At 69.8% G+C, this 23761-nt stretch carries 26 protein-coding genes and 1 tRNA gene; 10 read left to right on the top strand and 17 right to left on the bottom strand.

Annotated elements, in window-relative coordinates; genetic code table 11:
* Window positions 1-266 precede the first annotated feature (266 nt).
* Together purN and ABDZ66_RS14550 are read right to left on the bottom strand one after the other, a co-directional pair.
* Entirely contained in the window at window positions 267-842 is a 576-nt protein-coding gene (gene purN / locus ABDZ66_RS14555; RefSeq protein ID WP_343760301.1) for a phosphoribosylglycinamide formyltransferase, read from the bottom strand.
* Window positions 839-2218 carry a dipeptidase gene (locus ABDZ66_RS14550; RefSeq protein ID WP_343760299.1) on the bottom strand — a complete coding sequence of 460 codons (1380 nt, stop codon included), beginning with the start codon at window positions 2216-2218 and terminating at the stop codon, window positions 839-841. The genes purN and ABDZ66_RS14550 overlap by 4 nt, the downstream gene beginning before the upstream one ends.
* A gap of 154 nt (window positions 2219-2372) precedes the next feature.
* Here ABDZ66_RS14550 and hspR point away from each other — a divergent pair, with 154 nt between their 5' ends.
* The 5 genes from hspR to ABDZ66_RS14525 all read left to right on the top strand — a co-directional run bounded on the left by hspR (window position 2373) and on the right by ABDZ66_RS14525 (window position 7899).
* Window positions 2373-3083 carry a heat shock protein transcriptional repressor HspR, fused homodimer type gene (hspR, locus tag ABDZ66_RS14545; protein WP_343760297.1) on the top strand — a complete coding sequence of 237 codons (711 nt, stop codon included), beginning with the start codon at window positions 2373-2375 and terminating at the stop codon, window positions 3081-3083.
* Between the two features lie 169 nt (window positions 3084-3252).
* A complete protein-coding gene (locus tag ABDZ66_RS14540; protein WP_343760295.1) occupies window positions 3253-4092 on the top strand; it encodes a metallophosphoesterase in 840 nt (279 codons plus the stop codon).
* Window positions 4093-4318: 226 nt separating this feature from the next.
* Window positions 4319-5893, top strand: a complete 1575-nt coding sequence (locus tag ABDZ66_RS14535) for an ABC transporter ATP-binding protein (RefSeq protein ID WP_343760293.1) — start codon at window positions 4319-4321, stop codon at window positions 5891-5893.
* Window positions 5890-6945, top strand: coding sequence for an ABC transporter permease (locus ABDZ66_RS14530; protein WP_343760291.1), 1056 nt, complete (start codon window positions 5890-5892; stop codon window positions 6943-6945). Before ABDZ66_RS14535 ends, ABDZ66_RS14530 begins: the two co-directional genes overlap by 4 nt.
* A gap of 60 nt (window positions 6946-7005) precedes the next feature.
* Complete coding sequence (locus ABDZ66_RS14525) at window positions 7006-7899, top strand: ABC transporter permease (RefSeq protein ID WP_343760290.1); 894 nt, start codon at window positions 7006-7008, stop codon at window positions 7897-7899.
* Between the two features lie 85 nt (window positions 7900-7984).
* Here ABDZ66_RS14525 and ABDZ66_RS14520 read toward each other — a convergent pair whose 3' ends face one another.
* The 4 genes from ABDZ66_RS14520 to msrP all read right to left on the bottom strand — a co-directional run bounded on the left by ABDZ66_RS14520 (window position 7985) and on the right by msrP (window position 10872).
* On the bottom strand, window positions 7985-8365 hold the full coding sequence (locus tag ABDZ66_RS14520; RefSeq protein ID WP_343760288.1) for a hypothetical protein: 381 nt from the start codon (window positions 8363-8365) through the stop codon (window positions 7985-7987).
* A gap of 133 nt (window positions 8366-8498) precedes the next feature.
* On the bottom strand, window positions 8499-9074 hold the full coding sequence (locus ABDZ66_RS14515; RefSeq protein ID WP_343760287.1) for a redoxin family protein: 576 nt from the start codon (window positions 9072-9074) through the stop codon (window positions 8499-8501).
* A 137-nt stretch (window positions 9075-9211) separates the two neighbouring features.
* Window positions 9212-9856, bottom strand: coding sequence for a protein-methionine-sulfoxide reductase heme-binding subunit MsrQ (locus ABDZ66_RS14510; RefSeq protein WP_425544435.1), 645 nt, complete (start codon window positions 9854-9856; stop codon window positions 9212-9214).
* Between the two features lie 2 nt (window positions 9857-9858).
* Window positions 9859-10872, bottom strand: coding sequence for a protein-methionine-sulfoxide reductase catalytic subunit MsrP (gene msrP, locus ABDZ66_RS14505; protein ID WP_343760285.1), 1014 nt, complete (start codon window positions 10870-10872; stop codon window positions 9859-9861).
* A gap of 225 nt (window positions 10873-11097) precedes the next feature.
* Between msrP and ABDZ66_RS14500 the strand changes: the two genes are divergently transcribed.
* Complete coding sequence (locus ABDZ66_RS14500; protein ID WP_343760283.1) at window positions 11098-12267, top strand: BMP family ABC transporter substrate-binding protein; 1170 nt, start codon at window positions 11098-11100, stop codon at window positions 12265-12267.
* Between the two features lie 68 nt (window positions 12268-12335).
* On the opposite strand, the gene ABDZ66_RS14495 is transcribed toward ABDZ66_RS14500, so the two are convergent.
* Entirely contained in the window at window positions 12336-12980 is a 645-nt protein-coding gene (locus ABDZ66_RS14495; RefSeq protein WP_343760281.1) for an MBL fold metallo-hydrolase, read from the bottom strand.
* 52 nt (window positions 12981-13032) lie between these two features.
* On the opposite strand from ABDZ66_RS14495, the gene ABDZ66_RS14490 reads away from it, so the two are divergent.
* Entirely contained in the window at window positions 13033-13596 is a 564-nt protein-coding gene (locus ABDZ66_RS14490; RefSeq protein ID WP_343760279.1) for a peroxidase-related enzyme, read from the top strand.
* A gap of 54 nt (window positions 13597-13650) precedes the next feature.
* On the opposite strand, the gene ABDZ66_RS14485 is transcribed toward ABDZ66_RS14490, so the two are convergent.
* From ABDZ66_RS14485 to ABDZ66_RS14460, 6 genes are all read right to left on the bottom strand, one after another.
* A complete protein-coding gene (locus ABDZ66_RS14485; RefSeq protein ID WP_343760276.1) occupies window positions 13651-14493 on the bottom strand; it encodes a hypothetical protein in 843 nt (280 codons plus the stop codon).
* A gap of 213 nt (window positions 14494-14706) precedes the next feature.
* The gene (locus ABDZ66_RS14480) at window positions 14707-15543 is read right to left on the bottom strand and encodes a 3-hydroxyacyl-CoA dehydrogenase family protein (protein WP_343760274.1); all 837 of its coding nucleotides are present in this window, start codon (window positions 15541-15543) and stop codon (window positions 14707-14709) included.
* A gap of 12 nt (window positions 15544-15555) precedes the next feature.
* Entirely contained in the window at window positions 15556-15954 is a 399-nt protein-coding gene (locus ABDZ66_RS14475; protein WP_343760271.1) for a WapI family immunity protein, read from the bottom strand.
* A gap of 38 nt (window positions 15955-15992) precedes the next feature.
* Window positions 15993-16301 carry a YciI family protein gene (locus ABDZ66_RS14470; protein ID WP_343760269.1) on the bottom strand — a complete coding sequence of 103 codons (309 nt, stop codon included), beginning with the start codon at window positions 16299-16301 and terminating at the stop codon, window positions 15993-15995.
* A gap of 77 nt (window positions 16302-16378) precedes the next feature.
* The gene (locus ABDZ66_RS14465) at window positions 16379-17557 is read right to left on the bottom strand and encodes a thiolase family protein (protein WP_343760267.1); all 1179 of its coding nucleotides are present in this window, start codon (window positions 17555-17557) and stop codon (window positions 16379-16381) included.
* Window positions 17558-17590: 33 nt separating this feature from the next.
* On the bottom strand, window positions 17591-17872 hold the full coding sequence (locus tag ABDZ66_RS14460) for a nucleoside triphosphate pyrophosphohydrolase (protein WP_343760265.1): 282 nt from the start codon (window positions 17870-17872) through the stop codon (window positions 17591-17593).
* A gap of 67 nt (window positions 17873-17939) precedes the next feature.
* On the opposite strand from ABDZ66_RS14460, the gene ffh reads away from it, so the two are divergent.
* Window positions 17940-19280, top strand: coding sequence for a signal recognition particle protein (gene ffh, locus ABDZ66_RS14455; protein ID WP_343760263.1), 1341 nt, complete (start codon window positions 17940-17942; stop codon window positions 19278-19280).
* A gap of 118 nt (window positions 19281-19398) precedes the next feature.
* A tRNA-Lys gene (locus ABDZ66_RS14450) sits at window positions 19399-19474 on the top strand.
* Between the two features lie 548 nt (window positions 19475-20022).
* On the opposite strand, the gene ABDZ66_RS14445 is transcribed toward ABDZ66_RS14450, so the two are convergent.
* From ABDZ66_RS14445 to ABDZ66_RS14430, 4 genes are all read right to left on the bottom strand, one after another.
* Window positions 20023-20421, bottom strand: coding sequence for a barstar family protein (locus tag ABDZ66_RS14445; RefSeq protein ID WP_343760261.1), 399 nt, complete (start codon window positions 20419-20421; stop codon window positions 20023-20025).
* Window positions 20418-20879, bottom strand: a complete 462-nt coding sequence (locus ABDZ66_RS14440; protein ID WP_343760259.1) for a guanyl-specific ribonuclease — start codon at window positions 20877-20879, stop codon at window positions 20418-20420. Before ABDZ66_RS14440 ends, ABDZ66_RS14445 begins: the two co-directional genes overlap by 4 nt.
* Window positions 20876-21883, bottom strand: coding sequence for a heme-dependent oxidative N-demethylase subunit alpha family protein (locus ABDZ66_RS14435; RefSeq protein WP_343760257.1), 1008 nt, complete (start codon window positions 21881-21883; stop codon window positions 20876-20878). The genes ABDZ66_RS14440 and ABDZ66_RS14435 overlap by 4 nt, the downstream gene beginning before the upstream one ends.
* A gap of 91 nt (window positions 21884-21974) precedes the next feature.
* On the bottom strand, window positions 21975-22799 hold the full coding sequence (locus tag ABDZ66_RS14430) for an undecaprenyl-diphosphate phosphatase (RefSeq protein ID WP_343760255.1): 825 nt from the start codon (window positions 22797-22799) through the stop codon (window positions 21975-21977).
* A gap of 64 nt (window positions 22800-22863) precedes the next feature.
* Here ABDZ66_RS14430 and ABDZ66_RS14425 point away from each other — a divergent pair, with 64 nt between their 5' ends.
* A complete protein-coding gene (locus ABDZ66_RS14425; protein WP_343760253.1) occupies window positions 22864-23658 on the top strand; it encodes an aminoglycoside phosphotransferase family protein in 795 nt (264 codons plus the stop codon).
* Window positions 23659-23761 lie beyond the last annotated feature (103 nt).

Raw genomic sequence — 23761 nt, 5'->3', positions numbered from 1 at the left:
CCCGACCCCGCACCACCCAGCACGAACGCCCGGACCGCGTGCAGCCGGCTGGGCAAGCGTTCAGCCGACCGGTTCCGACCCGTTGCGGGCGGGATCCGGTCGGCTGATACGGATTCCGTTTGTTTCGCCGACAATCCGGAACTTCACCGGATTGCCGACTCCACGTCCGGAACCCGCCCAGCTCCCACTCGCTTCGCTCGGACCCAGCGGGCTTTGCAGCCCATTCAATCGGAGTCCGTATGATCCGGCTGGAGTGAGCGGGGGTGCTACCCGCCCAGGCTGCGGACGGCCCGCAGCATCAGCTCACCCTCGGTGGCCTGCACGCGGGCCTTGAGGCTGGCGAGGTCGTCGCCGGGGTGGACGGGCACGCGGGCCTGCGCGAGGATGGGGCCCTCGTCGATCCCGGCGGTGACGAGGTGGACGGTGGCGCCGCTCTCGGTGTCGCCGCTGGCGAGGACGGCCTCGTGGACGCGGTCGCCGTACATGCCGCGTCCGCCGTGGCGGGGCAGGAGGCTGGGGTGGATGTTCACGAGGCGGCCCGCGAAGTGCGTCAGGACGCGCGGGCCGATCTCGCGCATGTAGCCGCTGAGGACCAGGGTGTCCGCGCCCGCGCTGACGAGGACGTCCAGGATGGCGGCGTCCAGGGCGTCCGGGTCGGGGTGCTTCGCGCTGCTGAGGTGCGCGGTCGTGAGGCCCGCCTCCCGCGCCCAGGCGAGGGCCGGGGAGCGGCTGTTGTTGCTGACCAGTGCGACGGGCGTGGCGTTCAGGTCGCCCGCGCGGCAGGCCTCGACGAGGTGCCGCGCGGCGCTGCCGCCGTGCGAGGCGAGGAACGCGAGCTTCATTCGGCGGTGTTGGGTGCGCCGAGTTCCTGAAGCAGGTACGCGCTGGTCAGGATGCCGTTGTGGTAGTCGCTGACGGCAAAGCTCTCGTTGGGGCTGTGGGGGGCGTCCTCGTTCAGGCCGAGGTCCACGAACAGGACCGGGGCGTGCAGCAGGTCGTTGAACGCGGCGACGATGGGGATGCTCCCGCCGGTGCGGGCGAACACGGCGTCGCGGCCGTACACGCGGTGCAGGGCGCGGTTCGCGGCGAGGTTGTAGGGGCTGTTCAGGTCGAACTTGAAGGGACGGCCGCCGTGGTGCGGGTGGACGGTGGCGGTGGTCCCTGCGGGCGCGAGGGTGGGGACGTAGTCGGTGATGAGCTGCGTGATGCGTTCGGGGTCCTGTCCGGGGACGAGGCGCATGCTGACCTTCGCGCCGGCCTTGGCAGCGATGACGGTCTTGCTGCCCTCGCCCTGGTAGCCGCCCCAGATGCCGTTCACGTCGAGGGTGGGGCGGCCCCACAGGCGTTCCAGGGTGGTGTACCCGGCCTCGCCGGGCAGGGCGGGCACGCCGATGCTGGCGGCGAATTCGTCGTCGCTGTGGGGCAGGTCGGCCCACATCTGGCGTTCCTCGGGGGTCAGGTCGTCGATGCCGTCATAGAAGCCGGGGATGGTCACGCGGCCCTGGTCGTCCTTGAGGCGCGTGATGATCTCCGCGAGGGCATTGATGGGGTTGGGGGCGGCACCGCCGTAGCTGCCGCTGTGCAGGTCGCGGTTGGCACCCTGCACGTGAATCTCGACGTAGCTGAGGCCGCGCACGCCGTACGTGATGGTGGGCACGTCGGGCGCGAAGCGGCTGCCGTCGCTGATCACGATCACGTCGGCCTTCAGTTCCCCGGCGTGGTCGCGCAGGTACGGTTCGAGGTTCGGACTGCCGATCTCCTCCTCACCTTCGAGCAGGAACTTCACGTTCACGGGCAGTTCGCCCTGCGAGAGCAGCAGTTCGACGCCCTTCACGTGCGCGTACGCCTGGCCCTTGTCGTCGGTGCTGCCGCGCGCGTAGATGCGCCCGTCGCGGATGGCAGGTTCGAAGGGCGGCGTGACCCACTCTTCCAGGGGCGCCTCGGGCTGCACGTCGTAGTGGCCGTAGATCAGCACGGTGGGTTTGCCGGGGGCGTTCAGGCGTTCGGCGTACACGACGGGGTGCCCGGCGGTCGGGTCGATGCGGGCCGTGAAGCCCAGCCCCGCCAGTTTGGCGCGCAGGAACTCGGCGGTGGCGGCCATGTCGGCCGTGCGGGTCGGGTCGGCGCTGACCGAGGGGAGGCGCAGCAGCGCGAACAGTTCCTCGTTCGCCTGCTCACGGTTCAGGGCGGCGCTCAGGTCCGGAGTCTGATGGGTCATACCGGGGATGATACGGGCTGACCCGCGCCGGGCGTCCAGGATCGGGCGGCCGTGGGATGCAGGCCGCGCCCAGTCCACTCCCCGCGGCCCACACCCCACTGCCTGCTGCCCTTCCATTGCAGAAACACTGACGCGGGTATACTCAACGGAAGTTATGCCCTCTGACTCCAGACATCGGCCCGTGTACGTCATCTCCGTGGCGGCGGAACTGGTGGACATGCACCCCCAGACGCTGCGGCTGTACGAACGCAAGGGTCTGATCCGCCCCGGTCGCAGCAGCGGCAAGACCCGCCTGTACAGCGAACGGGACATCGAGCACCTGCGCGAGATCCGCCGCCTGACGCAGGAACTCGGCGTGAACCTCGCCGGGGTCGAGGAGGTCATGCGCCTCCAGCATGAACTGGACGACATCCAGGGTGAGTTCGAGGCGGAGATCGAACGCATCGAGGACGAGTTGCGGGCGCAGGCGCAGCCGCGTGAACTGCCGGGCACGGACGGCAAGGTGGACCCCAAGGACCGGCCGGTGTACGTGATCAGCATCGCGGCGGAACTGGTGGACATGCACCCCCAGACGCTGCGGCTGTACGAACGCAAGCAGCTGATCCGTCCGGGGCGCAGCAGCGGCAAGACCCGGCTGTACAGCGAACGGGACATCGAGCACCTGCGCGAGATCCGCCGCCTGACGCAGGAACTCGGCGTGAACCTCGCCGGGGTCGAGGAGATCATGCGGCTGCGTCACCAGCTGGATTCCACGCGCGCCGGGCTGGAAAGCAACGTGCGGCGCATTCAGGACGACATCACGGACCGCATGACGAAGTGGCGCACACTGCCCGAAGGGGACGGCGCGGACACCGACGACGGGTGACGCGGGGTGCCGGGGTGTGGCAGGGCGTCCTCGCGGGCCGCTGCGGGGGCGCTACACTCCGGGACGTGAACTGCGGCCTTCCTGAACACTGCCCCTCCCCTCCGGCCGGAGTCCCGCTGTCCTGCCCTTCCCCGTCCCTCGTCGCCTGCTCCGTGCGGGGGCGGCGCGCATGAGGCCGCTGTGGGTGATCGGGGATATTCACGGCGCGTACGACAAGCTGCGCGCCATCCTGCTGCGCGCCGGCCTGATCGACTTCGACGGCAGCTGGACGGCCGGGGACGCGCACGTGGTGTTCCTGGGTGACTACGTGGACCGCGGCCCGAACGGCGTGGGTGTCATCCGCCTGATCCGCAGCCTGGAGGTGCAGGCGCAGGAGGTGGGCGGGCAGGTGACGGCGCTGCTGGGCAACCATGAGGTGATGTTCCTGGCGGCGCTGGTGTTCCGGCACAGCGACCCGCAGGACCGCTATGGGTACCGGGAGTACTGGCTGGAGAACGGCGGTCAGGTGCGGGACGCGGACCTGCTGGAACCCAGCGACCTGGCGTGGCTGTCCGAACGGCCGGCCATGGCGACCTCGCACGACTGGCTGCTGATGCATGCGGACAGCCTGATGTACCAGAAGCTGGGCAGCAGCATCGAGGGCGTGAACGCCGCCGTGCTGGAACTGATGACCAACCCGGACCCGGACGACTGGGGCGCGTTCCTGAACGCCTTCACGGACCGGTTCGCGTTCGTGCTGGGCGCCGGGGAGGACAAGGCCCGCGCGGTGCTGGACACCTTCGGCGGGCAGCGGATCGCGCACGGCCACACGCCGGTGTACGTGCTGCTCGACGAGCACCTGCACGGCCCGACCCTGGGAGCCGGCGCGCCCATTCCGTACGCGGGGCGGCTGTGCGTGGCGATGGACAGCGGCATGGCGTACCGCGAGGACGCCGGGTTCATCGCCCGCCTGAACCGCCACGGGATCGCGGAGGTCGTGAGCTTCCCCAGCGGCGGCGACTTCTACTGACACGGACTGCGGTTGAACGGTTTGCAAACTCTTTCAACCCGCGCGAGGCGAGCAGGAGGAGAGGGCGGGCTCCGGGCGTGGAGTCGGCGGGGGCCGGCGCCCTTCCGGGTGGCGCTGAGGGCCGCCCTGGCTGGGCAGGGGGTGCGCGGCGGGGCGGGTTTGCCCTACGCTGTCGGAACAAGCGTGGGGGGCAGCGGCACCGGCCCCTCACAAAGGACCTGACTGCGTGACACAGACTTCTGCTTCGACCACCGGTGCGTCCAGCGCGCCCCCTGCGCTGCGGCTGCGCGGCATCACCAAACGGTTTCCTGGCGTGATTGCCAACGACGCGGTGGACCTGACCGTCCACGCGGGCGAGGTGCTGGCCCTGCTGGGCGAGAACGGCGCGGGGAAAAGCACGCTGATCTCGATCCTGTACGGGCTGTACCAGCCGGACGAGGGCGCGGTGGAACTCGACGGGCGGGCCGTGCGGATCGGCAGTCCGGCGCAGGCGCTGCGGCTCGGGATCGGGCTGGTGCCGCAGCATCCGCTGCTGGTGTCGCGGCACTCGGTGGCCGAGAATCTGGCGCTGGGCGGCGCGGGCGGGTTGTTCCCGGCGCGGCGCGTGGCGGGCCGCGTGCGGGAACTCTCGGCGCGGTACGGGCTGGAAGTGAACCCGGACGCGCGGGTGTCGGACCTGTCGCCGGGCGAGAAGCAGCGCGTGGAGATCGTGCGGGCGCTGCTGGGCGGCGCGCGGGTCCTGATTCTGGACGAGCCGACGAGCGTGCTGACCCCGCAGGAGGCCGACGGGCTGTTCCGCGTGATGCGCGAGTTGAAGGCGGACGGGCGCAGCCTGATCTTCATCTCTCACAAGCTCGACGAGGTGCTGGCCGTCGCGGACCGTGTGACGGTGCTGCGGCGGGGCAAGGTCGTGGGCGGCGTGCCGACGCTGGGCGCGACCCGTGAGAGCCTCGCGGAACTGATGGTGGGCCGCAGCGTGGACTTCACCCGCAAACGCGCGGACGGCCCCGGCCCGGAGGCGGGCGCGCTGCTGAGCGTCCGTGACCTGAGTGCGCAGGGAGCGCGTGGCCTGCCGGCCCTGCGCGGCGTGAGCTTCGAGCTGCGCCGGGGCGAGGTGCTCGGCGTGGCCGGCATCGCCGGGAACGGCCAGAGCGAACTGGTCGAGGTCCTGGCGGGCCTGCACGGCGCGACGGGCACGGTCACGCTGGACGGTCAGCCGCTGGGCGGGGACGCCGCCGGGCGGTTCCGGGCGGGCGTGGCGCACATCCCGGAGGACCGCATTCACAGCGGCACGGTGCCGACCATGACGGTCGCGGAGAACCTCGCGCTGCGGGACTTCGCGCGGCCGCCACTGGCACGCGGACTGGCCCGCGACCTGGGCGCCACCGACGACCGCGCCCGGCGCGAGGTGGAGGCGTACGCGGTCGCCACGCCGGGCATCCACACGCCCACGCGGCTGCTGTCGGGCGGGAACATCCAGAAGCTGATCCTGGCGCGCGAACTGGCCGGGCAGCCGAAACTGATCCTGGCCGTGCACCCCACGTACGGGCTGGACATCGGCGCGACCGATCAGGTGCACCGGGTGCTGCTGGAGCGCACGCAGGAGGGCGCGGGCGTGCTGCTGGTCAGCGAGGACCTGGATGAACTGCTGAGCCTGTCGGACCGCGTGGCGGTCATGGTGGGCGGCTCGCTGCTGGGGCCGTTCCCGGTGTCCGGGGTGACGCGTGAGTCGCTGGGCCTGCTGATGGGCGGCGCGCACCCGCACAGCGTTCCCGGTGCAGATCAGGGAGTGGTGGCGTGAGGTTCGTGGCCCTGAGTGCGCCGTCCACGGCCCGCGCGGCGCTGGTGACGCTGGCGTCGCTGGTGACGGCCCTGCTGATCTGCGCGCTGGTGTTCACGCTGTCCGGGCACGCGCCGGGCGAGGTGTACGGCACCATGCTGCGCGGCACGCTGGGCGACGCCACCGGCCTGGGCGAGGTGGGGCGGCGCACCATTCCGCTGCTGCTGATCGGGGCGGGGCTGGCCCTGGCGTTCCGCGCGCAGTTCTTCAACATCGGCGCGGAGGGGCAACTGCTGCTGGGCGCGGTGTTCGCGGCCGGAACGGCGCTGTTCGTGCCGCTGCCGGGACCGCTGCTGCTGCCGGCCGTGTTCGTCGCGGGCTTTCTGGGCGGGGGCCTGTGGGCGCTGATCGCGGCGGCGCTGCGGCGCGTGAACGTGAACGAGATCCTGTCCACGCTGATGCTCAACTACATCGCGGTGGCGCTCGTCACGTACCTGATCGCCGGGCCGTGGAAGGGCAAGGACGTGCGCGGGTACATCTACACCGACACCTTCCCGGCCAGCACGTCCCTGCCCACGCTGCCGGGCTCGCAGGTGCACTGGCCCACGCTGCTGCTGGGCGTGGCCGTCGCGCTGGGGTTGCAGTGGGTGCTGTCGCGTTCCACGTTCGGGTACGCGCTGCGCGTGGTCGGCGAGAACCCGGGCGCGGCGCGCTACGCGGGCCTCAGCAGCGGCCGCGTGGCCCTGCTGGTCGCGCTGATCACCGGCGGCGTCGCCGGGCTGGCCGGTGCAGGCGAGGTCGCCGGGATTCACCACCGCCTGCTGGAGGCAGGGCAGATCAGCCTCGGGTACGGGTTCACGGCCGTGATCGTCGCGTGGCTGGCGCGCGGCAACCCGGCGCTGTGCCTGATCACTGCGCCGCTGATGGGCGTGATCCTGGCGGGCGGCGACATCCTGAAGATCGACCTGAACCTCCCGTTCCGGGTGGTGGACGTGTTCAGCGGCGTGATCCTGCTGTGCCTGATCGCCAGCGAGGTCTTCATCCGCCACCGCGTGCAGTGGGGCCGCGCGTGACAGGCCACCCCTCCCCCACTGCGGTCCGCTGCCCGCGCCCCGCTCAGCCCGAGGTGTCTCATGGATAACGTACTCACCGAGGCGCTCGTGCGCGCCCTGGCGGTCGGAACGCCGCTGCTGCTCGCCTGCCTGGGCGCCATCCTGAACGAACGCGCCGGGGTCGTGAACCTGGGCGTCGAGGGCCTGATGGCCGTGGGCGCCCTGGCGGCCTTCGCGGTCGCCGCCAGCAGTCCGGACGCGAACCTGTGGCTGGCGGTCGGCGCGTCCATGCTGGCGGGCGCGGCTCTGGCCCTGCTGCACGCCGTCGCGACCATCACGCTGCGCGCCAACCAGTTCGTCAGTGGCCTGGCGCTCGCCCTGATCGGCACGGGCGCCGCTGGCCTGCTCGGCAAGCGGTTCGAGGGCCTGCCGCTGTTCAACAAGGTCGCCGACCTGTCCATGGGCGGCCTCACGGTCAGTCCGTTCACGGTGGCGGCCCTGCTGCTGGCGGGCGCGATGGCCTTCTGGCTGGGCGCCACCCGCTCGGGCCTGACGCTGCGCTCGGTGGGCGAGAACCCGGCGGCCGCCGACGTGCTGGGCGTGAACGTCGGCCTGATCCGCGTGCTGGCCGTCATGGGTGGCGGCGCCCTCGCCGGACTGGCCGGGGCGTTCCTGTCACTGTCGTACCGGTCCTCGTGGGCGGACAACATGACCGCCGGGCTGGGCTGGATTGCCGTGGCCCTGGTGATCTTCGTCGGCTGGCGGCCCCTGCGGGCCATTGCCGGGGCGCTGTTCTTCGGGTTCCTGTACTACCTGCAGTTCCGCCTTCAGGGCAACAGCCCCATTCCCACCGAGGTCTTCAGCGCCATGCCGTTCATTCTCGTGCTGGTCGTCCTGGCCCTGGCAGGCGTGCGCGGTCAGGCCGGGAATGCGCCCGCCGCGCTGGGCCGCGCGTACGTGCGCGGCGAACGCTGAGAACGGGCGACAGTCAGTAGGGAGCAGGAAGTGGGAGAGGCCCGGCGTATTCGTACACCGGGCCTCTTCCCTGTCTGCCCCAGCGTCACCTTTTCGCTGGCAATTGCAGCACCACGGGCACGGTCGTTCCGGCCTTCAGGGTCACGCGGCGGGTGTGTTCCTGCAGAGTGCAGACGCCGCTGACACGGTCGCACAGGAACAGGCGGGCGCGCAGGGTCACGGGGCCGCGCAGGCGGGCGGGCAGCCGCACGGTCACGGGCCGCACGGCGCGGAAGGCGTCCGGGTACGTGGGGTCGGGCACGCCGGTCAGCGGGAACTGCTGCCGGTACGTTCCGGCCTGAACGGTGATCAGCGACGGGCCGCGCACGTTGAACCCCACGCCGGGCGGCGGGCGCACGCTGACCAGCAGGGCCGGGACAGATGGGGCCGCGCTGAGGGAGGCGGCCAGTAGCAGCGCCGGGATCATACGGACTCCGATTGAATGGGCTTTGCAGTCCATTCAATCCGAGCGGATGCGAGTGCGAGAGAAACGGATTCCGGACGTGGAGTTGGCAGATCGGTGGTGTTCCGATCTGTCAACGAAATAAACGGAATCCGTATCACTTCTCGGCCAGCAGCGCCCGGATCTGCGCGTCCAGGCCCGGAATGGCCTGCGGGAAGCGGGCGCTGATCTCGCCCCGGTGCGAGTACCGCACGCGGCCCTGACGGTCGAGCAGCAGGAACGTCGGCCACGCCCGGATGCCCCAGGCGCGCCAGTTCCGCAGCGCGTTGTCCTGCACGACCGGCCAGGTCACGCCGTCCGCCTTCAGGGCGGCCTGCACGCTGGCGGTAGGTCTGTCGGACTCGAATTCCGGGGTGTGCACGCCGATGATTTCCAGGCCCTGCGAGCGGTACTGCCCGTACCAGCCTTTCAGGGTGGGCAGGCTGTTATGGCAGTTGACGCACGAGTACACCCAGAAGTTCACGAGCACCACCCGGCCTTTCAGGCCCGCCAGGGTCAGCGGGGCGGGGGTGTTCAGCCAGGGGCCGCCGGTCAGTTCGGGGGGTGTCTGCCCGGTCGTCACGGAGGTCACCGTGACGGTCCGCGCGGTCACGGCCTGCGCGGGCGGCGCGAGGGTCAGCAGGGCAGCGGCCGCCAGGGTCGTCAGGGTCGTGGGGGTGGGCAGTCGGTTCATGGGGGACCTCCGGTGTGCGTGGGGCGTCACCCTGGGTACGTGCGCCTGGGTGCCGGGGGTTCAAGGTCCGGCATGAACGAACCCCCGGCCAGGAGGCTGGGGGCTGTGTCGGGGTAGGTCTGCGCTGGCGGACAGCGTCAGGTCTTCGCGGCGCGGGTTCCGGGGCGGGCCGGGCGGCGTTTCAGGAAGCGGATCAGGAACAGCGTGGCGATCACGGCGGCGTAGATCAGGGGCGGCGTGTGGTCCTTCTTCACGCCCCAGTAGTAGTGCAGGGCGCCCAGGCTGACCGCCACGTAGGAGAGCTGGTGCAGACGCGTCCAGCGCTGGAATCCCAGGCGTTTCACGGCGCGTGGCGTGCTGGTCAGGGCCAGCGGCACCAGCAGCAGCAGGGCGGTGAATCCGGCCGTGACGAACGGTCGTTTCAGGACGTCCTCGGTCATCAGGGTCAGGTCGAAGGAGTGGTCGAACAGGTAGATCAGGAAGTGCAGCGCGGCGTACCCGAACCCCAGCAGGCCCAGCGTCTTGCGGATGCGGGCGGGCCACGTCCAGCCGGTCAGGAGGCGCAGGGGCGTGCAGGCCAGCGACAGGATCAGCAGCGCCAGTGTCAGCAGGCCGGTCTGCAGGGTGGCGCGCTGGATGGGATTGGCACCCAGTGCGCCGCTCAGGGCGTCGAGGATCAGCACGGCGACCGGGAGCAGGCCGCCGACCGTGACGGCCGGGACCAGCCAGCCCAGGCGGGCCGGGGGCCGGCGGGCGGGTGTGGCGGGGGCGGGGCGGGTCACGGTCAGAAGTTCTTCCGCAGGTCCATGCCCCGGTACAGCCCGGCGACCTCGTCGGCGTACCCGTTGAACGGCAGGGTCTTGCGGCGGCCCAGTTCCCCGATGCGCCGCTCGGTCGCCTGACTCCAGCGGGGGTGCGGCACGGCCGGGTTCACGTTCGCGTAGAAGCCGTACTCCTGCGGGGCGGCCAGCGCCCAGGTGGTCTGGGGTTGCTTCTCGGTCAGGGTGATCCGCACGATGCTCTTGATGTTCTTGAACCCGTACTTCCACGGAACGACCAGGCGCAGCGGCGCGCCGTTCTGGCCGGGCAGCGTGCGGCCGTGCAGCCCGACCGCCATGAACGACAGCGGGTGCAGCGCCTCGTCCAGACGCAGGCCCTCCACGTACGGCCACTGCAGCACCTGCTGTTTCTGACCGGGGAACTGCTTGGGGTCCAGCAGCGCCGTGAACTGCACGTACTTGGCCTTGCCGGTGGGTTCCAGGCGGCGGATCAGGCCGGCCAGCGGGAAGCCCAGCCACGGCATGACCATGCTCCAGCCTTCCACGCAGCGCATGCGGTAGATGCGGTCCTCGAGCGGGAACCAGGACTGCAACGTGTCGATGTCAATGGTCTGCGGCTTGCGGACCTCGCCGTCGATGCGGACCGTCCAGGGGCGGGGTCTGAGGCTGCGGGCCAGTCGGGCCGGGTCGCTCTTGTCGGTGCCGAACTCGTAGAAGTTGTTGTACGTGGTGGCCTGCTGGTACGACGTGACCTTCTCGTCGGTGTCGTACGGCCCGAGGGGCCGGTCGGGGCGGCTGAACGGGTCGGCGGTCTGCGCCTCGGCACTGCCGGCACCGGGGCGGCGGGTCAGGACCTCCAGGCCGCCACCCAGCGCGGCGACCGTGCCGGTGAACAGAGCGGCGCTGCGCAGAAATTCACGGCGGGGGTTCAGGTCACTGCCGGGCGTCAGGATGCGGCGCGGCCCGTCCTGGGTCTGGGTGTCGGGCGTGTGGTCCTCGGGGGTGCGTGGGTCGGTCATGGGTGCCCTCCTGTCCAGGTATACGCATTGTGGGCGTAATCGGTTCAAGTGCCGCGTGCGGCGTCACAGTGGCCGGGTTTCACGGAACAGAATGCAGGGGGTGGTCGCCCTGCCAGCGCGGCTGCCCGGGGTTTCTGTCAGCCTGTCCCTTTTCCTGGGAACAAAATGAAGGCACAATGAACGCACGTGGTGGCGTTCCTTCCCTGGCCGCCCGGAGGTCCTTCCATGATGAAAACGATGACTGCTGTCCTGCCCCTCACCCTGGCCCTGCTCGGAACGGCCCTCAGCCCCGCCGCGCAGGCCCAGCAGAGCGCCAAGCTGAAAGCCTGCTTCATCTACGTCGGCCCGGTGGGTGACATCGGCTGGAGTTACGCGCACGACCAGGCCCGCAAGCTCAGCGAGAAGGCCCTGCCATGGCTGGAAACCAAGTACGTGGAGAGCGTGCCCGAGGGTCAGGCCACGCCCGTCATCGACCGCCTCGTGAAGGACAACTGCAAGGTGATCTTCACCACCAGCTTCGGGTTCATGGACCAGACCGCCGAGGCCGCCAAGAAGTACCCGAACGTGATCTTCGCGCACGCCAGCGGCTTCAAACGCGCCCCGAACATGGCCACGTACATGGCGGACTTCTACCAGCTGTACTACCTGAACGGCATGATGGCCGCCGCCGTCAGCAAGAGCGACAAGCTCGGGTACGTCGCCGCGTTCCCCGTCCCGGAACTCAAACGTCACATCAGCGCCTTCGCGCTGGGCGCACGCGCCGTGAACCCCAAGGCGACCGTCAGCGTCAAGTGGATCAACGCGTGGTTCGACCCGAACAAGGCCCGCGAGGCCGCCGAGAGCCTGATCAGCGAGGGCGCCGGCGCCCTGGCCTTCACCGAGGACACCGCCACCGTCGTGCAGACCGCCGGGGCGCGCAAGATCCCGGTGTTCGCGCACTACACCGCCATGTACAAGTTCGCGCCCGACTACGTCGTCAGCGGCCAGCTGGTCCACTGGGAGCGGATCTACATCGACTTCCTGACCAAGGTGCATACCGGCACGTACACCACCAAGAACCTCCAGAACGTCGACTACTGGAACCTGCTGCGCGGCGGCAGCGTGGAACTCGGCGCGCAGGACGGCATGGCCATCAACCCCAAGTGGGTGCCGGCCCTGAAAGCCAGGACCATCACCGTCGCCGGCAAGAAAACCACCGTGTACGACCGCGTCATGGCCCTGAAAACCGAGATGGAAAAAGGTGGCAAGTTCGACCCCTTCACCGGCCCCATCAAGGACCGCAACGGCATCCTGCGCGTCCCCGCCGGGAAGGTCGCCAGCATCGGCGAACTGAACAGCATGGCCTGGGTCGTGCCTGGCGTGACCGGACAGGTCGCCGACGAACCCAAGAAGTAAACCCGTAGAAGGTCAAAAGTCGATGGTGGATGGAGGGGGGCGCGTTCCCTGCCGTCAACCATCGACTTTCAACGGTCCACTCTTCCCGCGCGGGTCTGGACCTGCTCGGCGGTCAGGACGCCCCCGTGACCCGGCCAGATCTCGCGGAAGTTCATGCCCGCCACCGCCTTCAGGGTGGCGAGGGCCTGCGCGTGGTCGTGGTTGTACGCCGCGCGGGGCAGGTGCGCGCCGTCACGGCCACCCACCACGGCGTCCGCCGCGATCAGCACGCCGCCGCGCCGCAACCCGATCTGCCCGGCCGTGTGGCCCGGCAGGTGCACGACCTCCCAGCCCAGCACGTCCTGCCCCGGCAGCGCGGCCCGCAACGCCGACGCCCGGACGTTCGGGTGCGCCCGCGACACCAGCCGCCCCACGCCCGGACGGCCCGCCGGGTACGGCAGGTCATGCACCTCCCCCAGCAGCGCCGGGTGCTCCAGCGGGTGCGCCAGCACGTTCAGGCCCGCCCGCGCCGCCAGGAACGCGCTGCCCGCATGGTCCGGGTGCGCGTGCGTGACCAGCAGCGCGTCCGGCCGGAACGACCGTAGCAGCCGCAGGAACCGCGGCGCGTGCACGACCGTGCCGGTATCGACCAGCAGGCGGCCGCGCGGGGTGGTCAGCAGGAACACGTTGGCGTACATGGGCACGCTGATCAGCTCGGCGCGGGAGGGCAGCACCCGCCGATGATGCCACGCCCCCAGACGCCGCATGTCCTACTCTGGGCGGACCATGAACCGAATCTCCTGGCTGACCGTGCCGGACGAGCAGTCCGCGCACGAGGGCGTGCAGAAACTCTGGGCGAAAGCGGAGGCGAACCTGGGCTTCGTCCCGAACGTGTTCCGCGCGCAGGCCCTGAACGGCGAGCCGTTCCTGGCATGGTGGAACGACTTCAACACCCTGGTCAACCGCGACGGGCACCTGACCCACACGGAACGCGAACTGATCGGCGTGACCGTCAGCAGCGTGAACCGCTGCGTGTACTGCGCCGTCTCGCACGGCGCGGCCCTGCGCGAGTACAGCGGCGACCCCGCCTGGGCCGACACGGTCGCCGTGAACTGGCGGCACGCGGCCCTCACGGAACGGCAGGCGGCGCTGTGCGCGTTCGCGGAGAAACTGACCCGCACGCCCGCCGACATGACCGAACGCGACCTGGCCCCGCTGCGCGCAGCGGGTCTGAACGATCACGAGATCCTGGAAGCCACCCAGGTGACCGGTATGTTCAACATGACCAACCGCGTCAGCAGCGCCCTGGGCTTCACACCCAACGCCGAGTACCACCAGCGGGGGCGCTGACCGGTCCTACCCCGGTTGGCCGTCAGGGACGCCGCCCGGGGTGGACCGGGGCGATCAGTCGTTCCGGGAGTAGCCGGTGGCGGCCCAGCCGCATCCGGTACGCACGAGGTTGATGGTGCCGCCGTACGTCCCGCTGACACGCTCACCGTTGCTGTTCTGCGTGCCGGACAGGGTCACGCTGCCGACCACCTGGGCGTTGTTGCCGCTGACACTGGCGGCCCCCGCACTGACCGAGAAACTCACGTTGGAGTACACCGCCGAGTACGCTCCCAGTGCGGCGGCGATGGCCTCGTTCGCCGCGTTCACTGCGGCGTCCCTGGCGTTGGCGCGGTCCGCTTCCGGGGTCAGGTTGCAGGCGACCGGCGCGGCCTCCGCCTCTGCAGCGCCGCTGCCCGACGCGGCAGGCAGGGTGCCCTGCAGGTTGGCCACGTTCACGCGGTAGTTCACGCCCAGCGCGAGGCGGGGCCCGGTGATGGCCTGCAGCGAGGTGTTGATCCGCTGGACACCCGCCTCGAGGTACGCCTCGGCCGGCACCAGCGCCAGCCCGTAACGCGCCCCGACGCCCGCGTGCAACGCGACATTGTTCCGGACGGTGTCCAGTCCGGCCAGGGCGTAGGTCGTGAAATTCCCGCTGCGGAACAGGTCGACCGAGAGGCCCAGCCCGAACGACGCCACGCCGGACTGCCCCTGGACGTTACTGGCGCAGAAGGAGCCCTGCCCGTACACGCCGACGCGGTCGGCGCGGATGCCGGCGCGCACGCCAGCCACCTGACAGCCCAGGCCGAGGCTGCTGTTCAGGCCCAGCGTCACGTCGGCGGCGCTGGCGGTGCTGGGGACGGTGATGGCGGTGAGAGACAGGGCGGCGGCAGTGACGGTCAACCAGGTGCGTTTGAACATGCAGGCTCCAGGGGCTCAAGAGAAAAAAGGCCGGAATGGGGAGGGGGGGAGGGGGCAGGCGGCTGCGTGCAGTCCGGGGCGGCGCAGTCAGGGCGGGGCGACCTGCCCAACCTAACATTCTGGCCGGGCACCCGGCCTCGACAGGTCATCCGCCTGCGGTGACAGGCCGGCGCGGACCAGCCGGACCGGACGGGGACAGGGGGGCGGCGGCCGTCAGTACGTGTAGAAGCCCTGTCCGCTCTTGCGGCCCAGCAGGCCCGCCTGCACCATCTTGCGCAGCAGCGGACTGGGGCGGTACTTGTCGTCCCCCAGCCCCTTGTGCAGGACTTCCATGATGGCGAGGCAGGTGTCCAGTCCGATGAAGTCCGCCAGGGTCAGGGGGCCCATGGGGTGGTTCATGCCGAGTTTCATGATCCCGTCGATCGCTTCGGGTTCCGCGACGCCTTCCATGACGCACTGGATGGCCTCGTTCAGCATGGGCATCAGGATGCGGTTGCTGACGAAACCCGGGAAGTCGTTGCAGGCCAGCGGGGTCTTCCCCATCCGCTCGGCGGTCTGCGTGACGACCTGCGCGGTCTCGTCGCTGGTGCTGTAGCCGCGAATCACCTCGACCAGCTGCATCAGCGGCACCGGGTTCATGAAATGCATCCCGATGAACCGCTCCGGGCGGCCCGACGCACTTGCGAGCGCCGTGATCGGAATGCTGCTCGTGTTGCTCGCCAGGATGCCTTCCGGCTTCACGATCTGCCCCAGCTGCCGGAACAGGTCGGCCTTCACCCCCTCGTTCTCCACGATGGCCTCCACGACCAGATCGCAGTCCGCGAAGGCGTTCAGGTCCGTCGTGAACTCCATGCGGCCCAGGATCACGTCCGGCGTGTCCGTCAAGCGGCCCTTCTCGTGCAGTTTCGCGACTGACTTCTCGATCACGACGCGGCCCCGGTCCAGGAACTCCTGCTTCACGTCCTGCACGACCACGGTAAATCCACTCTGCGCGGCGACCTGCGCGATGCCGCCGCCCATCTGTCCAGCTCCGATCACTCCGAATTTCATGGGAACTCCTGTTCAGTCCGGTCTGCCCCGGACGGGAAAACGCTCGAGAATGGTGTCCAACTGCCGGATGATTCCGGGCAGGTACGTCTGATCCAGCTCTAGCTCGAAGATGTGACTCTGGGTCGGGTGGTCTGGAGTCAATTCAATCTCTGTGAGGAGCTGCCCCGTGGAACCGCATTCGAGGTGCACCCTCAGATCCGGCTCCAGGGGATGAAGGTCGGCCGTTCCAGTCAGCGTCTCGTGCATGCGCCGCAACTCCGGCAGGAACCCGGCGAGGTCGCTGGTCATCAGGAATGGTCCAGTGGCGCGCACCCAGGCCTGTCCGGGCAGGTCGACCTCGGCGGCAACGTCCAGCCAGTTCGCATCCCAAGAATCCGTTCCGTCGGGCACCCGGCCCTGATGGACGGTCACTGTGAGGGGGCCGACCTGAAACGTCAGTCCGTCCAGATTCACTCGACGAGCGGCACGCCCTCGATCTGCACGGCTTTGCCGCGTTTGACGGGGTTGAAGGCGGTGTACCTGTAGCGGGAGCAGCCCGACTGGACGAAGGGGTCGTGGTCGAACAGGTCCACGAGGTCCTGCAGGGTGTCGGCCTGCGCGACGATCACGCCGCCGGTGTTGTCGACCTTGCGGCCGCTGGTGAGGAACACGCCGCTGCGGTAGTGCTGGTCGAGCCATTCGCGGTGGGCGGGCGTGACCTTGGCGATCTCGTCGGTGGGTTTGAGGTAGGTGCTCTCGATGATCCACAGGGTCGTCATGGTGCTCAGCCTACCCGCTTTCTCTGGCTGGACGTTCGGGGGCGGCCCCTCACTTTTCTTGCTTCGTTCACGTGTCCTTACACCCGCTTGACGGCCAGGGCGAGGCCGTTGCCGCCGCCCATGCACAGGGTGGCGACGCCGGTTTCCCTGTCCTGCTGTTTCAGGGCGTGCAGGAGGGTGACGAGGATGCGTGCGCCGCTCGCGCCGATGGGGTGGCCGAGGGCGACCGCACCGCCGTTCACGTTCACGCGGGCGGGGTCCAGGCCGAGTTCGCGGGCGACGGCGAGGCTCTGGACGCTGAACGCCTCGTTGAGTTCCCACAGGTCCACGTCGCCCGCCTGCCAGCCGAGTTTATTCAGGAGTTTCTGCGTGGCGGGAACGGGCGTCATCATGACCCACTCGGGCGCGAGGCCGCCCGTGGCGTAGTCGATGATCTCGGCCAGGGGGGTCAGGCCGTGCGCCTGGGCGAAGTCGGCGCTGACGACCATCAGGCTGGCCGCGCCGTCGTTCAGGCCGGGGGCGTTTCCGGCAGTGACGCTGCCGTCCTTCTTGAAGGCGGGTTTCAGGCGGCCCAGGGTCTCCTCGCTGGTGTCGGCGCGGGGGCCCTCGTCGGTGTCGACAACGGTGTCTCCCTTGCGGCCCTTGACGGTCACGGGGACGATCTCGTCCGTGAATCGGCCTGCCTGCTGCGCGGCGATGGCGCGGCGGTGGCTCTGGGTGGCGTAGGCGTCCTGCTCCTCGCGGGTGATGGCGTACTTCTCGGCCACGCGTTCACCGGTCAGGCCCATGCCCTCGTCGTTGATGGAGCACCACAGGCCGTCGTGGGTGTTCGCGTCGAGGACCTGCGCGTGGCCCAGGCGGTAGCCCTTGCGCGCGCCGGGCAGCAGGTGCGGGGCGTTGCTCATGCTTTCCATGCCCCCGGCCAGGACGGCGTGCTGATCGCCGGCGCGGATGCTCTGCGCGGCCAGGATGACGGCTTTCAGGCCGCTGCCGCAGACCTTGTTGATGGTCAGCGCCCCGACCTCGTGGGTCAGTCCGGCTTTCAGGGCGGCCTGCCGGGCGGGGTTCTGCCCGCTGCCCGCCTGCACGACCTGCCCCATGATGACTTCCTCGATCAGGGCCGCGTCCAGGCCGCTGCGGCGCAGGGTTTCACGGAGGGTGGTGGCGCCCAGGTCGACGGCGCTGACGCTCTCGAGGCTGCCGAGGAACTTCCCGGTGGGCGTGCGGCTGGCCGCGACGATCACTGCTCTTTGCATGCGCGCAGCATAGCGCGCCCTGCCTAACGGGCGTTAGGCTGGCGTCCACCACACCCGGCCCGCGAAGCCACCCCGCGCGTCCGCCTTCGCGCGGCGCAGGGCCTCCAGATCCCCGGGGGTCAGGTCGTGCAGGGCGGCCAGGGCGCGCAGGACCTCCAGCACATCCGCCAGTTCCTCGGGTTCACTGGACTGCAGGTACTCCGCGACCTCCTCCTCGAGCTTGGCGCGCAGCGCGGCGCGGTACTCCTCCCCATTCAGCAGGCGGGTCTGGCCACCGAAGAGGTCCGGGATGCGGTCGCGCACGAGTTTACCCATGCCGGGCAGCGTAGCAGTCGGCACCCACGGCACAGACGCACATGGGGCTGCGTGGTAGCGTGACAGCATGTTTGAGTCCCTGGGCAACAAGTTGCAGGACATCCTGGACCGGGTGGGTAAGGAACGCCAGCTGACCGAGGCGCAGGTCAAGGCCGCGATGCGCGAGATCCGCATGGCGCTGCTGGAAGCCGACGTGAACTTCGGCGTGGCGAAGGACTTCGTGGCGCGCGTCTCCGAGAAGGCCGTCGGGCAGTCCGTGGAGGGCAGCCTGAACGCCGGGCAGACCGTCGTGAAACTCGTGCACGACGAACTGATCGAGACGCTCGGCGGCAAGGCCGCGCAACCCGAACTGAAGAACGAGGGGAACGTGTGGTTCATGGTCGGCCTCCAGGGGGCCGGGAAGACCACCAGCACCGGCAAGCTCGCCGCGCACTACAAGAGCAAGGGCCGCCGCGTGCTGCTGGTGGCCGCCGACACGCAGCGTCCCGCCGCACGTGACCAGCTGGAAGTCCTCGCCAAGCAGGTGGGCGTGCCCGTCCTGAAGGTCGCGGACGGCGAGAGTCCCGCCGAGACGAAACGCCGCGTGGACGAGCACCTGAAGACCGACTTCCGCGACCTCGTGATCGTGGACACCGCCGGCCGCCTCCAGATCGACGAGGCGCTCATGGATCAGCTGGCCGACCTGCAGGCCGCCATGCAGCCCACCGAGAGCCTGCTCGTCGTGGACGCCATGACCGGCCAGGAAGCCCTGAATGTCGCGCAGACCTTCGACCAGCGCGTGAACGTCACGGGCCTGATCATCACGAAGATGGACGGCGACGCGCGCGGCGGCGCGGCCCTCTCGGCCCGCACCGTGACCGGCAAACCCATCTACTTCGCGGGCGTCAGCGAGAAGATCGCGGGCCTGGAACCCTTCTACCCCGACCGGGTCGCCGGCCGCATCCTCGGCATGGGCGACGTGCTCGGCCTGATCGAACGCGCCCAGCAGGCCGACCTGAAGGCCATGGAAGTCAAGAAACCCGGCGACTTCGACCTCGAGGACCTGCTCGTGCAACTGCGGCAGATCCGCAAGATGGGACCCCTCGGCGACCTGCTCAAGCTCATTCCCGGCATGAGCCGCGCCCTGCCCGAGGGTTTCAACATCGACGAGAAGCAGCTGCAACGCATCGACGCGATGATCAGCTCCATGACCGTCAAGGAACGCCGCAACCCCAAGATCATCGACGGACGCCGCCGCAAACGCATCGCGGCGGGCAGCGGCCACACCGTGCAGGACATCAACAAACTCCTGAAGATGCACGAGCAGATGAAGGACATGATGAAGATGCTCCAGCGCATGAGCGGCCCCGGCGCCAAGGGCATGAAACCCCCCCGCATGCCCAACGTGCCCCCCAGCCTGAAACGCTGACCCGCCGCACCCGCCCCGCGCCACAGCCGGGGCGGGTGTTGACACTCCGGCACGCGCCACATATACTCACTCCCGCTGAGAACGCGCCCACACGGCACGCACAAGGCGAACACCAGCTGGGTCGTTAGCTCAATCGGTAGAGCAGCTGACTTTTAATCAGCGGGTTGTAGGTTCAAGTCCTACACGACCCACCAGGAAAACCCCCGTCCAGGACGGGGGTTCTTGCTTTTGACATCTGCCGGTGGCGGCCCGCAGGACGCCCGTCACGGTCAGGGCCAGCACGGACGCGCCGGTCAGCGCCCAGCGTGCCCACGGAACGCGGCGAGAGGGGACCGCCAGGAACAGCCGCGCGCACGCCAGGGCGAAGTGTCACGGGAAGGCCGGGCCGTAGGACAGGATCAGGTCTGTACTCTCGCTGGTCCCAGGGGGTGGGCCGCTCACCGCTTGCCCTGCAGGGAGGCCCGGACGCGCAGCGCGGCCCGCATGATCACCCGCACCGGCCACGGCAAGGGCGGGCCGGTGAGGGTGGGACCGAATGTGGCCGTGGCGGGCGTCCCTGGTGATTCCGGGCGCATGCTCGTTTCACCTCTTGTCATACGGACTCGGAATCCGAGCGGATGCGACTCGGAGAGCTGCGCCGCAGAGCAGGAGAAAAACGCCCCTCCGGACGTGGAGCTGGCAATCCGGTGAACTTCCGGATTGTCGGCGAAACAAACGGCAGTCCGTATCAGGGGGATTGGGGTCACCAGTGGCGGGTGTCGCTGTCGGGTTCCTCGCTGAGCAGCCACAGGGCGCGGCCGGTACGGGCGGCTTCGGCCTGCGCGTCCAGCAGGACGCGTTCGAGGTCGGCGTTCAGGTGGGGGTGGCGGCGGCGGAAGTGGGCGTGGTCGCACAGCAGCAGCGCGAGGCGGTCCGGGCGCTGGTCGGGGTCGGTCAGGACGTCGTACAGGGCGTCCCAGTTCTGCCCGAAGGTGTCGCGCAGGCCCAGACCGGTCAGGAAGGCGAGCATGAGGCTGGTCTTGTCGTGGGCGGCGCCGAGGTTGATTTCGCGGACGCTGACCTGGTGGCCGGCGGCAAGGATGCGGGGTTCGTGCGGGGCGGTCTGGATGCCCTGGGGCGCTTCGTCGAAGACCTGCATCATGGGTGGATTCTCCTGAAACTGGCGTAGTGGTCGGGGGTGTAGTAGCACTCGGTGGTGCGGGGCTGGCCGCCGCAGACGATGCGGCGCGCGCCCCGGTCGTTCTCGCCGGGGGTGGGGACGGTGTACTCGCGGTAGTAGCCGCTGCTCTGGCGGGGCAGGAGGCGTTCGCGGTTCCCGAAGGTGCTGCCGTCCTTGCTGTAGCGGTAGGGGCCGCCCTGGGCGATGCGGGTCAGGAGGGTCTGTCCCTCGCGGGGCAGGTCGCGGGCGGCGATCCAGCGCAGGCCACTGTGCGGGTCGCGGGTGGAGGCGGGCGGGGCGGGCCTTGATGGGGCGGGCTGCGATTGGGTGGGTTGGGACTGGGTGACCTGGGAATCCTGGGGCAGGTCGCAGGCTCCCAGCAGGGCAGTCAGGAGCCCGCTCAGGAGCAGGGCGGCGAGGGTGGGCGCGGCGCGGTTCACACGGTCGAGTGTAGGGCCTGGGTGTCGAGCCAGGTCAGCAGGTCGTCCCGGAGCCGCGTTAATCCTTTGTAGTCGGTCTGCGCGGGGGTCATGGAGTGCAGGGCGGCCGCCAGGGCGCGGGCGTGGGCGGGGTTCTGCACGGCCTGCGTGAGCGGGTGGGTGTAGGGGCGGATGGTGAACAGCGCCCCGTTCGCGTGCGGGAATCCGGTCAGGGTCTGGCGTTCCACGCGCAGGAACGTGCCGTGCGGGTCGAAGCGGGTGCGCGGGTCGCGGTCCGCGTCGGGCGGCGCGGCGGGGTGGTGGTCGAGGCGGTCGGTGGTGCTCAGGCCCCAGGCGAAGCGCACGAACGGGCCGCGGTGGATCACGGCGTCCAGCAGGCGGGGCGCGGTGGCGTTCATGGGGCCGCTGCCGGGAATGGGGGCGTGCACCTGCGCGAAGTCGCGGCCCAGTTTGTCGCGGGGGTCCCAGTGCTGGGGGTTCAGGACGTGCGTGGCGGCCAGCCAGTCGCGTCCGCTGTGGGGGTCGCGGGCGATCAGGGCGAGGTCCTCGCTGGCGTTCAGGCCCAGGAAATCCAGGGCGCTCACGGGCCGGGTGTCCGCGACCAGCGCGGCGTGGGGGCCGGAAAAGCGCCGCAGGTTCTCCAGGGCGTTCCAGCGGGGGTGCAGGTCGGCCTGCCAGCCCAGCAGGGTGTTGCGCAGGGTGCGGCCGTCCCAGCGGATCTCTCCCCCGCTGTCGGCGGCGAGCTGGCGGGCCGTGAAGGTCAGCGCGGCCTCCCGCAGGTCCGGGGTCAGGGCGGCCTCGCCGGCGTACTCGGGCAGGGCGCGGGCGTGCGCGGCGGCCTTGCTGGCGATCAGGCGCGGGTACTCGCGGTCCAGCGTGAAGGTGTGCTGTTCGGGGCCGGGGTCGTCCAGCCACGGCACGGGCTGCGCGCCCAGGCGGTACAGGCCGGCCGAGACGCTGTAGGTGCCGCTGAGGAACGGGCGGTAGAGGGTGGGGGGAACCACGCCCCGATTCTGGCAGGCCGCGTGCGGGTCTGCATGGCGAACGCGCCGCTCCCGGTATTCAGGAGCGGCGCGTCAGGTCAGGCGGGCAGGGTCAGGCGAGGTTGCCGTTGCTCAGGACGCCCGTGGCGATCAGGATCAGGATCAGGACGCCCACCACCACGCGGTAGATCGCGAAGGGCTTGAAGGTGTTGGTGGACACGAACCGCAGCAGCCAGCCGATGCTGAGGTACGCGACCACGAACGACACGCCGGCGCCCAGCAGCACGTTCCCCACGCCGATCTCCGCGAGGATGTCGCGGCTCTTGATGAAGTCCAGCAGGGCCGCGCCGCCCAGGGTGGGAACGCCCAGGTAGAAGCTGAATTTGGTGGCAGTGGGCCGGTCGAGGCCCAGGACCATGCCGCCCAGGATGGAGCTGGCGCTGCGGGAGAAGCCGGGCCACAGCAGCGCGAGGCACTGCACCGCGCCGATCATCAGGCTGCGGGGCACGCCGATCTTCTCGATGGCGTCCACGTTCGGGGTGACGCGGCGGCTCTCGAGCAGCCAGATGATCACGCCGCCCACGATCAGCGCCCAGGCGACCACGCTGGGCCGGAACAGGTTCGCCTTGATGGCGTCCCCGAACAGCAGGCCCAGGATCACGGCGGGAATGCAGGCGACGAGCACGCCCAGCCAGAGCGTCTGCTGGCTGCGGTCGGTGCCGATGCGGCGGATCTGCAGGAAGTCCTTCCAGTAGTACGCGAGGACGGCCAGGATCGCGCCGCCCTGAATGACGACCTCGAAGGTGTCCTTGACTTCCTTGGTCCACGGGACGCCCAGCAGGTTCCCCGTGAGGATCAGGTGGCCGGTCGAGCTGATCGGCAGGAATTCCGTGATGCCCTCGACGATGCCGTAAACGATTGCGTAGAACCAGTCCATAGTTGCCGAGTGTAAGCCCTGTCACCACCGGCCGGGCGTCCCTCTTTGGGTGCAGACTGGGCTTATGGGTCTGGACGGGTACATGATGCGCTGGAATCTGACACCGGACGGCGCGGCGATCCGCACGACCAGCAGCGACCTGATGCCCGTGCGCTGGCAGGGCCGGGCGGCGATGCTGAAGGTGACCCGCAGTGTGGTGGAGGTCCGTGGCTACGACCTGATGGTGTGGCTGGACGGGCAGGGGGCAGCTCAGGTATTCCGCAAGGGCGGTCGGGGGCTGCTGATGGAGCGATTACATCCAGAACCGGCTCTGGCCGAAATGGCTCTCGGCAACCAGGATTCCGCAGCGACACAGATTCTGTGCAGCGCAGCTGTCCAAGTCCATCAGCAACGCCCTGACCATCCATCCTCGCTGCTCACACTCTGGGAGTGGTTCGAGGAGTTGGCCGAGAGCGCCGAGCTGGGCGGCGTGTTCAGGCAGGCCTGGGTCACCGCGCAGCGCCTGCTGGCGGATCAGCGTGACGTGCGGCCCCTGCACGGAGACCTGCACCACGGGAACGTGCTGCGCAGCCCGGAGCGCGGCTGGCTGGTGATCGACCCGAAGGGACTGACCGGCGAGCGGACCTTCGATTTCGCGAACATGCTGTGCAATCCCACGCTGGCGCACGCGCTGACGTCGGGGCGGCTGGAACGGCAGTCGGCCCTGATCGCGCAGGAGGCCGGGCTGGACCGCACGCGCCTGCTGGCGTGGGTGGGGGCGTACGCGGCCCTCTCGGCGGCGTGGCATCTGGAGGACGCCCAGATGGAGCAGGCCCGGCAGTCGCTGGCAGTCTCGGCGCTGGCCCACAGCCTCCACTGAGCCATCCGCCATCAACCATCCGCCATCTGCTATCAGCCTTCTGCCATCAGCTGTCCGCCCGGCGTCCCCCCTCCCACCCGTGCGTCCGATGTCGTATAATTCC

Origin of the sequence: Deinococcus depolymerans (assembly GCF_039522025.1) — a bacterium.
Taxonomy (GTDB): Bacteria; Deinococcota; Deinococci; order Deinococcales; family Deinococcaceae; genus Deinococcus; species Deinococcus depolymerans.
The sequence above is the reverse complement of the archived record's forward strand: the minus strand, read 5'-3'. Positions and strand labels throughout refer to the sequence as shown.